This is a genomic window from Shewanella sp. SP1S1-7, assembly GCF_031932105.1.
Taxonomy (GTDB): Bacteria; Pseudomonadota; Gammaproteobacteria; order Enterobacterales; family Shewanellaceae; genus Shewanella; species Shewanella baltica.
The window spans coordinates 21,870-34,506 of the sequence record NZ_JAUOEU010000008.1 but is presented as its reverse complement, the minus strand read 5'-3'; the positions used below and the strand labels follow the sequence as shown (position 1 = coordinate 34,506).

At 48.9% G+C, this 12,637-nt stretch carries 10 protein-coding genes; 4 read left to right on the top strand and 6 right to left on the bottom strand.

Annotated elements, in window-relative coordinates:
• The first annotated feature begins 3 nt into the window (after positions 1-3).
• The 3 genes from Q4Q49_RS08600 (at position 4) to Q4Q49_RS08590 (ending at position 2,328) form a co-directional block, all read left to right on the top strand.
• Entirely contained in the window at positions 4-738 is a 735-nt protein-coding gene (locus Q4Q49_RS08600; protein WP_311999142.1) for an ATP-binding cassette domain-containing protein, read from the top strand.
• 94 nt (positions 739-832) lie between these two features.
• A complete protein-coding gene (locus Q4Q49_RS08595) occupies positions 833-1,972 on the top strand; it encodes an ABC transporter permease (RefSeq protein WP_311999141.1) in 1,140 nt (379 codons plus the stop codon).
• Between the two features lie 107 nt (positions 1,973-2,079).
• Positions 2,080-2,328: a hypothetical protein gene (locus Q4Q49_RS08590; protein WP_311999140.1), complete on the top strand. Its 249-nt coding sequence runs from the start codon at positions 2,080-2,082 to the stop codon at positions 2,326-2,328.
• A gap of 72 nt (positions 2,329-2,400) precedes the next feature.
• Here the strand turns inward: Q4Q49_RS08590 and mog are convergent, their stop codons facing one another.
• The 4 genes from mog to Q4Q49_RS08570 form a co-directional block, all read right to left on the bottom strand.
• Positions 2,401-2,934: a molybdopterin adenylyltransferase gene (gene mog / locus Q4Q49_RS08585; protein WP_311999139.1), complete on the bottom strand. Its 534-nt coding sequence runs from the start codon at positions 2,932-2,934 to the stop codon at positions 2,401-2,403.
• A 254-nt stretch (positions 2,935-3,188) separates the two neighbouring features.
• Positions 3,189-4,148, bottom strand: coding sequence for a carbohydrate kinase (locus tag Q4Q49_RS08580; RefSeq protein ID WP_311999138.1), 960 nt, complete (start codon positions 4,146-4,148; stop codon positions 3,189-3,191).
• A gap of 119 nt (positions 4,149-4,267) precedes the next feature.
• Positions 4,268-6,664 carry a TonB-dependent receptor domain-containing protein gene (locus Q4Q49_RS08575; RefSeq protein ID WP_311999137.1) on the bottom strand — a complete coding sequence of 799 codons (2,397 nt, stop codon included), beginning with the start codon at positions 6,662-6,664 and terminating at the stop codon, positions 4,268-4,270.
• 278 nt (positions 6,665-6,942) lie between these two features.
• Positions 6,943-8,163, bottom strand: coding sequence for a sugar MFS transporter (locus Q4Q49_RS08570; protein ID WP_126490868.1), 1,221 nt, complete (start codon positions 8,161-8,163; stop codon positions 6,943-6,945).
• Between the two features lie 260 nt (positions 8,164-8,423).
• On the opposite strand from Q4Q49_RS08570, the gene gtfA reads away from it, so the two are divergent.
• On the top strand, positions 8,424-9,902 hold the full coding sequence (gtfA, locus tag Q4Q49_RS08565; protein WP_311999136.1) for a sucrose phosphorylase: 1,479 nt from the start codon (positions 8,424-8,426) through the stop codon (positions 9,900-9,902).
• Between the two features lie 114 nt (positions 9,903-10,016).
• Here gtfA and Q4Q49_RS08560 read toward each other — a convergent pair whose 3' ends face one another.
• Together Q4Q49_RS08560 and Q4Q49_RS08555 are read right to left on the bottom strand one after the other, a co-directional pair.
• Positions 10,017-11,045, bottom strand: coding sequence for a LacI family DNA-binding transcriptional regulator (locus Q4Q49_RS08560; protein WP_311999135.1), 1,029 nt, complete (start codon positions 11,043-11,045; stop codon positions 10,017-10,019).
• Between the two features lie 92 nt (positions 11,046-11,137).
• A complete protein-coding gene (locus Q4Q49_RS08555) occupies positions 11,138-12,601 on the bottom strand; it encodes an MFS transporter (protein ID WP_311999134.1) in 1,464 nt (487 codons plus the stop codon).
• Positions 12,602-12,637: the final 36 nt, after the last annotated feature.

Below are 12,637 nucleotides of genomic sequence, written 5' to 3'. Positions count from 1 at the left end.
GCCATGATCAAAGTATCCAATCTTTCAAAACGCATCGGTGACGTGCAGGCGCTCAATGACTTAAGCTTCGTCGCACAAAACGGCCAAATCACAGGATTACTCGGCCCCAACGGCGCGGGTAAAACTACCTGTTTACGCACGATTTTTGGCTTGCTGAAACCCGATAACGGCAAAGCAGAAATCGAAGGCATAGATGTCGCCATCGACCCTATCGGCGCTAAGCAGCAACTCGGATTATTCCCCGACCCTTTTGGTCTCTACGAACGCTTAACACCACGGGAATACATTCGTTATTTTGCCGAGCTAAGCGGCTTATCCTCTAAGGATGCCAAGGAGGCCACCAACCAAGTGATTGCGAAATTACGTCTAGAAGACATTAGCGATCGCCGCTGCAAAGGCTTCTCCCAAGGACAAAGGATGAAAACCGCCCTCGCACAGGCCATAGTCCACAGCCCGAGCAATATTATCCTCGACGAACCAACCCGTGGACTCGATGTGATGAGCACTCGCCTGCTGCGTGACATTCTTATCGACCTTAAGAATCAAGGGCATTGCGTGTTGTTCTCTAGCCATGTGATGCAAGAAGTCGCCGCACTGTGTGACCAAGTGATCGTCATGGCCCAGGGCAGAGTCGTCGCCATTGGTAGCCCCACTGAACTGTGCACCCAAACGGGCAAAGACACACTCGAAGAAGCCTTTATTCAACTGATCGGCACAGATGAAGGGATAGCGGCATGATGACTCAGCAAAGATTACGCCCGCTGGTTTTAACCTTTAAGAGCTTGATATGTAAAGACGTGGCATTTAAGAACATGGTTAAAGGAATGACAGCATGAATAAAATAATGGCTATGGTTCGTAAAGAACTCATCGACGCCGCCCGCGATAAGCGCTCTGTGATGGCGGGGCTTTATTACGCCATCGGCACGCCGCTGATCATGTGCGGCCTGTTTATGGTGTTAATTGGTCAGCTGACGAGTCCAGACGATCTAAAAATCACTATTACCAATCCCGATAATGCACCGGATTTAGTGCGTTTTTTGTCGAATAAAGGCATTAGCAGCGGTGAAGTGAAGGACAGTGAGCTTAAAGCCATAGAGCTTATCATCAGCCCCGAATATGCCGCGCAGATGAATCAAGGCAAAGGCGCCGAGATCACTATTGTTGCCGATAATTCCGATGAAAAACTGCAAAACTCAATTCGAAGACTCGAGAAGCAACTGCAGTCCTACAGCACAGAAATGGGCAGCCTACGGTTGATTGCCCGCGGTATAGATCCCCGCGTGATGCAGCCACTGAAGGTCAGTGTCCACGACCAAGCGACCACAGATTCGAAGGGCGGGATGATCTTAGGTATCGCGATTTTCACTATGATTTACTCGGTATTTATCTCGGGCATGAACCTCGCCATAGATACCAGCGCGGGTGAACGCGAACGTAACTCGCTGGCTCTGTTACTTAGTCATCCACTGACGACGCGCCAATTAGTGCTGTCGAAAATCATCGCTGTGAGTCTGTTCGCTTTGCTCGGTTTAGTGCTGATTTTGCTGGTGTCTAAAATCGCTTACACCTTTGTGCCTTGGCAAGAACTCGGTTTTAGCGTCAACATCACCACGGAATTTATGGCGCTGATGTTAGTGGTCGGCATCCCAGTCGCGTTAATGGCCGCTTGCCTGCAACTGTTTGTGTCTTTCATGGCGAAAACCTTTAAGGAAGCCCAGTCCTATCTGACTATGGTGCTGTTTGTGCCCTTAGCCTTGTCGATGGCCGCCAGCTACAACATAGCGCCAGACATGCTGCAGTGGCTGCCAGTCTCGGGTCAGCAACAGGCATTAATGGACTTTATCAAAGGTAAAGACTTGCCCATGTTGCAGTTACTGGTTTCGACCTTAGGCACACTCGCCATTGCGGTATTGCTGGCGTTTGGCATGGAAAGGTCGCTCAAGAGTGAAAAAGTGATCTTCGGTTTGTAGGATGCTTCGATTGATAAACTTGGGGCAATAAACTTTAACCGACAAACTTGGGAACGATAACCCTGTCGTTCCCAAGTTGAAAACCTCAATAGCTACGGGAGTTTGTTATGGAAAACGAATATGTCTTAATGGTGATTATGGTCACCTTCATCATAGGAATCAGTGCCACTGAGATGTTTAAGCACTATCTAAAGGCGCGCCAATCTGGAGTCGGCGCCGCAGACGATAGCCACCTTAAGGATAAAGTGACTCAACTCAGCCTACAAAACCAAGCGCTAATCGAGCGAGTGCAAGTGCTTGAAAAAATCGTGACAGAGCCAGAGTACGAGCTAAAGCAGCAGATTAATCAGTTATGAGCCCTAAACGAACAAAACAATAAAGCCATTGAATTTCAGTGGCTTTATTGTTTTTACAAGCTAGATAGAAGCTTACTTAGCCTTAGGCCTGAATGGTTTGATAACCGACTCATTGCACTCTAAATACGGGCCTTCCATCAAATCGATACAGTAAGGAATAGCGGGGAACACGGCATCTAAACATTCGCGAATAGATTTTGGCTTGCCGGGCAAGTTCACAATCAAAGAATCGCCCCGTAACCCTGCGGTTTGGCGCGATAAAATGGCGGTAGGAACAAACTTTAAAGACTCAGCACGCATCAACTCGCCAAAGCCTGGCATCATGCGATCGCAGACGACTTCGGTGGCTTCTGGGGTGACATCGCGTTTCGCAGGTCCAGTGCCGCCCGTGGTGACAATCAAGCAGCAATCCTGCTCGTCGGCCATTTTGATCAAGGTCGCTTCAATCACATCCTGCTCATCGGGGATCACTTGATAAATCGGCTCCCACTCGCTGGTGAGGTAGTCGTTGAGCGTGTCGATAATCGCCTTGCCTGAGATATCTTCATAAATCCCCGCGCTGGCGCGATCGCTTACCGTCACAATACCGATTTTTGCTTTGCTCATAGGAAATCCCCAGTGATGTTGAAATGAAACATGCCGAAATAAAAAATATCGACATCAAGCATGGAAGAAGCCGCTACAGCTTCGACCTTAAGTCGCAGCTAAAATAGCATAAATGCTCAGGAAAAGGGGCGACTAAAACGTGATGGGGTTCGCGCTCTGCCATTGAAAAATGGCGAGCGGAAAATCTAAAAGACAAAAAATCCAAGGCAAACTCAACAAGCCCACCTTGGATGTTATCGTTAATGCAGTCAGCTTTAGCTCACCTGCGAAAGTGTGGGCAAAGAAGGAAACGCGCCCTTTTGCCCGCAGGTAATCGCGCCGCAGCGAGTGGCAAATACCACCGCCGCCTCTAAGTGTTCTTTGCTTTCGAGCCTCTGTTTCAAGGTTAAATTGCCTAAATCGTATTGCAGATCTAAACCTAAGGCGAACAGAAAACCTGAGATAAAACTGTCACCCGCGGCCGTGGTATCGACGGCAGAGATTCTGGGGACGGGAACGCTAAACCTTTGCTGCGCTGTGATGCATTGCACTGGGTTGGCGCCATCGGTGACCAAAATCACCTCAACCCCTTGGGCGAGGCAGAACTGCAGATAATCTTCAAAGCTCTTATCCCGCGCCAGCGCTAAATAGTCCGCTTCTTCGCGGCTCATTTTCAGCACTTGGGTGTAACGGAAACACTGCTCAACCCGCTCGGCCAGTAAAGACGTATCCTGCCACAGGGATAAACGCAGGTTCACATCGAAACTCACTAAAGTCGCGAATGCATTGGCACAACGCGCGCCATAAAGGCTAGTGTTAAAGATGGCGGTTTCAGTAAAGGTATTCGAGCAAAGGTGAAAGATATCAATCCCCTGCCATGGGATATTGTCAAAATGCTGATTGCTGTAGCGCATATCGGCAGTGCCAGTGCGGTTAAACTCAAAGGTGCGCTCACCCTGCTCATCTAAATTCACCAACACAGTCGCGGTAGCGGCGCCCGGTACTTCGGCCAAATAATCGGTCGCCACACCCTGCTCCGCTAAGGCTTGCTTTAACATGACGCCGTAATGGTCGGCGCTGATGCCGCCAGCAAAGTAACTCTGACCGCCGAGTTTCGCGTAACCCACGGCCACATTGGCGGGCGCGCCACCGGCAATCGGCTGGTGATGTTTGCCCGTGGCATCGGTCGGCAGCAAGTCTACTAACACCTCACCGAAACTGAGTAATACCGTCATTTTCACTCCAACTTTGTATTCTATATTCTGCATTTTGTAGCAGGCAAAAAGCCCACTTTCATGGGCTGTTTTGGGCTTAGCATTTTTTCTGTAAAAACAGTTGCTGTAGCAAGATCCGCTTAGAACTCGTATTTAAGCGTCGCACTCGTGGTGCGGCCATTAATGGTACGGGCACGGATGATATTGTTATCAGGGATTGAGCCTTCTTCCGCTTCAGTAATACCCGTGACATTAAACAAGTTGTTGACGTTTAAAGACACACTCATGGCTTCGGTCAGATTGTAAGTCGCAAAGGCATTTACTTGGTTGTAGCCATCGAAACTTAAGTCATTATTATCTTGAGCATAAGAATCCGTAGTGCCGATTAAGTTAACGCCCACTGAACCTTGGTCAAAGTTGTAACGGCCCATCAAGGAGTAGATAAAATCAGCCTGTCTTCTTGGGGTGTTACCCACCACTTCTGGCGTCAATGCATCTTTAGCAATCTCAGCATCGGTCCAGGTCAGGTTGCCTCTAAAGTCGAAGTCACCGATGAAATAGGCCGACTCGATTTCGATACCTTTGGCTTTGTACTTACGGTCGAAGAAACGTTGGCTGGTAGCTTCAAAGTTTTGCTCTTCGGTTTCAGAGTAGAACGCTGTCGCAAACACAGACAAATCATCGTAACGGTACTTAACACCTAACTCATATTGGTCAACGATATCAACCGCATCTTCCTTCGCCACTGAACCATCGGCGCGCACCTTACCAAATAACAGACGGTCAGCATTGGCGCGGCCACCGTGGCTCAAGCGTGCAAAAGCAGCTAAGTCACTGGCAAACTGATAGTTAGCACCTAATGAGTACGAGGTGTAGCTCCAATCGTAATTTACTGGCTGAGGATTCGCATTATCAATAGAAGACACGCTCTGCTCAGGGATTGAAATCACCCCATCTAGATTCATATCCACTTGCGACTGCACGCTACCGGCGTAGTTACCGCTGGCATCACCACTGTCATAACGCACACTGGCATCGAGCGACAAGTCACCAAAACTCGAGGCTAACGCGAGATAAGGCGCTTTAATGGTGTAGTCGGTATCGTAATTACGTTGGCAACAATTTCCCCAGTAAGGTACGCCATAACCATAGAGGCCATTGTCAGAATACGCAGTACCATCGGCGGCAACCACATCTAATAGCGCGGCATTATCGCCTTTTACTTCCATCAGATATGAGTTCCACATCCAACTCATGCTGATGTTTTGGGTGGCGTTGTAATAACCTAAGGTCACGCTGGTGTCGTCGAAGCTTTTGGTTAATTTAAAATCGTTTACGATTGAGCCAAAATCATTCATCTGCACATCAAAGGTATTGATCCGCATGGCTAAACCGTCCATTTGACTACCAGCATTAGGGCCATTGGCGTAAATCAACTTAGCGCCAGTGCCTGCAATACTGGTGGCTATGTCGCTGCCGTTGGCCACTTCGGCTGGGAATGGCGCGATGAAGTTACCGCTCACGTCGGAGAAACGGAAACGGTTTTCCACCTGCCAATCGTTACCTAAATCGAATGAGGCTTCTAAGCCGACAGAATTAACCACAGGATTCATGCCATCGCGCATATCGCCACGGCGACGTTCGCCATCGGCACCTAAGCTCAAGGTTGATTGGAAATACGCAGATTGAATCGCATCGGATTTCGCATCAAAACCTGGGATTGAACTACCATCCGAGTACATAGGCATAGGTAAATAGCCTATGCTTTTATCATCTAAATGTTTGAAATACAGGCGAACATAACCCTTATCGAATTCTTTGGTTAAGTTAGCTTTGATCTGGCCGCCTTTGTTAGCGTTATAGCCAGCGTCGCGTGGACCTTCGCCCGTGCGCACAAAACCGCCCACATGGAAACGCAGGCTGTCGTTGATGCTAGTGCCGTATTCAAAGTCGGTACGGAAAGTGTCGTAATCTAGCCCAAGAGTGGTAGCCACACTGCCCGAATCCGAGGTGCCCGTTTTACTGATCACGTTGATAATGCCGCCGGGCGCATTACTGGCGGCAGTCGATGCCGAGCCGCCACGGATAGATTCAATGGTTTGCACTGTTGAATCTAAGCGTAAAAAGATGTCTGCGTTACCAAAGGCGATATCGCCAAACTGTAGGATTGGCAATCCATCTTCTTGAATTTGTAGGAACTTAGCACCACCAGACGCCACAGGTAAACCACGCACGGCAATGTTAGCGTTACCTTCGCCACCAGTAGACTCCACCTTCATCCCCGGAATAATACGAAATGCCTCGGCCGATGAACGTGGCGAGCTCACTTCCAGCTCAGCCAGTGACACGCTGCTGACTGACACACTCGAGTCCATAACACGAGTGCCGCGGGCAACCCCAGTCACGGTAATTCTTTCTAAACCTAACGCGTCTTTCTTGGCTTCTTCCTGTTGTGGTGCTTCGGCTGCCCAAAGGTGAGAACTCACCAACACGGCCAATGTACTTAACAAGAATTTCTGTGATGTGCTTTTTATCATTTTTATGTCCCCACCCATATTTGAGATGCAGCCCTATCTCCCCATGGCTGCATCTACCGAATTGTGATTAATCGAAGAACCATCTTAGTGATTGCTCAAGGCCATATCGAACTTAACCTCGAATCAACTTAATCGATTAAGTTAACAAGTTAGCAACTTGGCAACAAAAAGCAAGTGCGTTTTTTGCACAGTTTTGGTTCGCACTCTAGGTGTACTAGGTCAAAGTATTGATTAATTGAAGAAATGTGACAGAAAAATATTTTCTGTCACAACCCAAATTAGTGCGCTTCAGCCGTTAACAAATGACGGGCAGGATCTTTAACGAGATTAAATCCGCTCAGGAGGCATAACAAAATGGCAAAACCAGTGGCGAGGTAGAAGCCATATTTAACATGGCCGAAGATATCGCCCACTAACCCCATCAACAAGGGACCAACGGCGGCGGACACGGCAGTAAAAAACAGAATCACCCCAGCCACAGAGCCATGCTGATCCACAGGGAAACAGCTAATCCCCTTAGAATTAAGCGTGGGATACATCATGGACATAAACAGCCCGGACAAGGGCAACAAGATAACAGCTGCCTCAATGCCGTAGATCATAGACCCAAGATAACAAGCACTTATCGCGAAGCTAAACCAAAACATCACTTGCTGCCACGGGAAGCGATCGAGCACCCAGCCACCTAAAAAGCGGCCACCCGCACGCAGGGTAAAAAAGATCGTCAAGGCATAGGCGGCCAAGGTGGTGTAATCGCCTTGATAGCTTTGCAGCAAGGTCGGCATCCACACATAAATCGCCACTTCGGTGGCAACATATAAACCTATCGCGAGTGAAAACCCTAATGCATAAGGGTTTTTCATCATCTTAAAAGTGCTGGCAAGGTTAATGGCATCCGTCGAAGAACGTTTGATTTGCGGATAATCCGCCCGATAAGCTAACCAACACAGCACTAAACAGAAGCAACCCGCCCCAAAATACAGATACTTCCAAGAGACGCCGCTTATCAGTAAATAACTAACAATGGCTGGCCCTATCATGGCACCAACACCAAAGTAGCCCTCTACCGTATTCATAGTGCTCGAATGCTGTTTTGAGGAAGTCGAGATATCGCCAATAAGCCCGAGTGCGCCGGTTTTAAAGACGCCAATCGCCGTGCCGACAAAGGCGAGTAGGAACAGGAAATAGTAAAACGATTCCCCCAGCGCGAACATGAAGCAGGCGAGCGCAAATAACAATAACCCCAATAAAATGGTTAACTTACGCCCTATCTTATCCGCCAAGAAGCCTAAAAACAGTCCACTCATCGCGATAAAAATCATCGGCATATAGTGGAAAGCACTGGCCTGCGACATGGACAAACCAAACTGAGATATCAGCTCTGGAATAATGACGCCCACGGCATCTGAGGTCATAGCGAACATGAAAAACATTAAATATGTGAGCACCCGAATACGGGTATGATTGCGGTTATCGCAACCTTTTGAATCACTTACCATACCATTTCACCTTATCGTTATTATACCTACTCGCTCTCAGCAGCTCAGTAACAGCATGCTGAAAGGGTTTCGGCTTTTGTGTACAGCAGTGAGCCAGCCTCCCCCAAAACTTGAGACTAACTCAAAAATCCAACAAACCACTTGAATAATGTTTCATATTGGTTAAATATACAACTTAATCGATTAAGTTTAGTTGTGCAATCAATTAAAGATTGCCATAAACCTTCACTCTAAAAAGACAACTCAAGCGTGGGCAAAGTATGAAAAACCAAGTGCAGCTGATCACCTATGTCGACAGAATTACCAATGCAGGGCTCAAGGAGCTCAAAGCGCTGCTCGATGACGAGTTGCAAGGTCTATTCGGCGGCGTACATCTTTTGCCTTTCTATTTCCCCATTGACGGCAGCGATGCGGGCTTCGATCCGATAGACCATGTGCAAGTCGATTCACGCTTAGGCAATTGGGATGACGTTAAACGCATTGGTGATGACTACGACATCATGGCCGACCTTATCGTTAACCACATGTCCGCCGAATCGCCAGAATTTAAAGACGTACTCAAGCACGGCAAGCAATCGGCTTACTGGGATTTGTTTTTAACCAAAGACAAGGTATTTCCTGAGGGGTTAAGCGAGCAAGATCAAGCCGCTATCTATCGTCCGCGTCCGGGCAGTTGTTTTAGCACTTACACCTTAGCCGATGGCTCGACCGAAGAGTTTTGGACCACCTTTACCCGCAATCAAATCGATATCGACGTTCATTCCGTCGCAGGTAAAGATTATTTAAACCGAGTGCTGGCGCGTTTCGACCACAGTAAAGTGAATCTGATCCGCTTAGATGCGGCGGGCTATGCAATTAAAAAGCCCGGCACTAGCTGCTTTATGATTGAAGAATCCTTCGAGTTCGTGGATAAATTAGCTAAGCAAGCCAATGAGTTAGGCATGACAACCCTGGCCGAAATCCATTCGCACCACATGACTCAGGTCGAGATCGCCAAACGGGTCGACATGGTGTACGACTTCGCCCTGCCACCGCTCATCCTGCACACGCTGTTTAGCCAAGATTGCCAAGCCTTGACCCATTGGCTCGAAATGGCGCCGCGCAACTGCATTACCGTACTCGACACCCACGACGGCATCGGCATTATCGACGTCGGCCCTATGGATGGCTTGCGCGGATTATTAACCGAAGATCAAATCGATAATCTGGTTGAAACCATACATGGCAACAGTAAGGGCGAGAGCCTTCAAGCCACAGGCGCGGCCGCCAGCAACGTCGATTTGTATCAAATCAACTGCACCTATTACGATGCCCTCGGTCAGAATGACCTAGATTATTTGATGGCGCGGGCGATTCAGTTTTTCGCACCCGGTATTCCGCAGGTGTATTACGCGGGTCTGCTGGCGATTCCAAACGATATGGATCTGCTCAACAACACCCATGTCGGTCGCGATATCAATCGCCCTTACTTGAACCGTGAAAAAGTGCAGCAAGCCATGCAGAAACCTGTCGTTAAGGCGCTGACTCAGCTGATTAAACTGCGTAATAGCAGCCCTGCCTTCGATGGCCGCTTTACGATGGCATCAGCAGAACGCACGTTAACTTTATCTTGGACAGCGGCCGAGGCTCAGGCGAGTCTCACCCTCGACTTTGCCAATAAAGATGGCCAAATCATCCTTTTAGATAAGCAAGGTAAAGAGACACAAGTGTCGTTATCAAGACTGCTGGCTCAAGCATAAGCTTGCGTTCCTGTTCGGGCTTGAGCTTAGGTTTAAGTTCAAGCTAAGCGGCATAGTTTTGAGATAGCAAAAAGGCGCATTCATTGCGCCTTTTTTAGTTAAAAGATGTAGCGATTAGCAGCTCTTACCGAGACGTAATTCATAGCCCAAGACTTCCGCATGCACGGCGTCACTAACAAACATTTGCGCCGCTTTGCGGCCCTTCTGCTCAGAGTATTGATAGACGGTCGTTAACGGCGGATTTGAACGTGTGCCTTCATCTATACCATCAAAGCCCACTACTCGCACATCTTCAGGAACACTCAGCCCCATGGCCTGCGCCTCACCGAGCACACTCAAGGCGATTAAGTCACTCATGCATAAAAATACATTCGGCCGTGGAGTCGAATTCAACGCTTCTTTTGCCGCTATCGCCGCATAGTCGGCATTGCTCTCGGGGATATTCCAAATGCGGTCCTGCCCCAGTACAACGCCCACTTCTTCAATCGCTTGCAAGTAACCCTGTAATCTTTGATGGGCAACAGAGGTGTCGATTTCTAACAAATTCAAATCATACACACGGCAAGTTAAGTGGGTATCGAGCAAACGTAGCCCCAAAATGGCCACATTGTCCGCGGGCGACTGCAATGCCAGTTTCGCTACTTCATAGGCAGCTAACTTATTGTCTATGCTCACAGATGCATTGCGGTGGATATCAAAATCGACCGTGACGACCTTTTTCTTTACCTGCTTTAATTGCTCGGCCAACAGGGCATTGCGCGGGCGACCATAACAAATAAAACCATCCACAAAGTCAGCCACCGCATTCACACTGTCTGAGCTGCCCGAAAACAGCAGCAAATTGAGCTTTTCTTGCTCCAAGACAGAGGCCACGCCCTTCATAAATTTACTGGCGACGGGATCGGACACCATGTATTCCACGCTGTCCGACAATACCAAGGCGACAGTATCGAACTTGCCCTTACGTAAGGATTGAGCCGCTTTATTTGGCCCGAAATATCCCAACTTAGTGCAGGCAGCTAAAATGTCGTTACGACGTTTTTCCGATAATTGGTCGGGGCGATTAAACGCGTTAGAAACAGTGGCATTAGAGACACCCAACTCGTTGGCTATGCTCTTTAGGGTCCAGTGTTTTGTTGTCATGCTTATGTCCTGGAATCGAATAAGGCCACAAAAATACGGCTCAGCGCAAATAGTACACGGCTTAAATGGGTCGCGCACCTGCAAATCTTGGCTTAATGCGCAGTTTCGCTATCGTGATCTTTTAATGCCGTTGCAGGGGATAAAAAACCGACTATCGCGGCACACAATGCCACACCCGCAGCGGCCATAAATCCATATTGGAAGGCGTGATGCACTACCTCTGTCGGCAATGTTTTAATCGCAGCGATGCCAAGCTCTGAACCCGTGAGTGGCAACAGACTATAAAGCAGCACGCTAAACAGCGCAGTACCAATAGCAGCGCCCATAGAACGACACAGTGACACCATAGCCGTGATCTGGCTGAGTCGCGCCTTGCCCGACACGCTCTGCACCACGAGCTGCACACTCGGCATAACAGTGCCTAGCCCAATCCCGACCAACACACCTAAACCGCCGATTACATTGGCATTAGGCGGCACAAAGCTAATCAATAACAAGCCGATGAAAGCTAAGCCCATGCCAAAGGTCGGCAACCACTTAGGCGCGACATCTTTACTTAACAGTCGGCCCGCAATCGTCGAGCCAGTGACAATACCGAAGGTCATAGGCAAGAGCAGCAAACCGGTTTTGGCGGGATTGGTGTGTAAACCCACTTGCAGATAAATCGGCAGGAAGAAAATCATCGCAAACAAACAGGCCGCAAACAGCGCCGCCGTTAGTAGTGGCATATACACGGCCTTCTTCGCCAGTAAATCTAACGGCAGAAACGGGCTAGCCAATCGCCGCTCCCACAATAACAAGCCTAAAATCCCAACCACCACAAAGACGGCAAAGCCTAAGCTGGTCGCAGAAAGCCAAGCAAACTCTTGCCCAGCCACAGATAACCAATATAACAGTGCGGTGATAATGGTCGGAAACAAGACCACGCCCACTAAATCAAACTTGCCTTGGCGCACGGGTTTAACGCTGCGCTTATGCAGCCCATTGAGTCGCCATACCGCCAGCATGGCCAGTGGAATATTCGCCCAAAATAGCCAATGCCACGAATAAGCGTGCACCACAATACCGCCAATGACAGGGCCGCCAACACTCGCAAGGGTAAACATAGCAGCAAAATAGCCTTGGAAACGCGCCCGCTGCCGAATGGGAACTAACTCACCAATCAAAGATTGAGACAAACTCATCAAGCCGCCACCGCCCATGCCCTGCAAGATACGTCCGGCTATCATGTGGTTCATAGTGCCAGCACTCGCCGAAACGATGGATCCCAGTGCAAAAATCACTATGGCGATCATCAGGATTTTCGCGCGACCGAAGTTATCCCCTAACCAGCCATAAATCGGCACAGAAGCGGCCATCGCCAGCATATAACCGATAGTGATCCACGAGGCTTGGCGCAGGCCGCCAAGATCTTCAACTATGGCTGGCGTCGCCGTTGCGAGTAAGGTTTGATCGACCGCCGCCAAAAACATGGGCAAGAATACGGCCGAGAAAATGGCGAGAAAAACAGAAGTCGGTAAAGGGTCACTCTGGGATAACGCAGGCTCTAAGGACATATTGTCTCCGCTAACTCATCAGCCCAAGTGCATAAA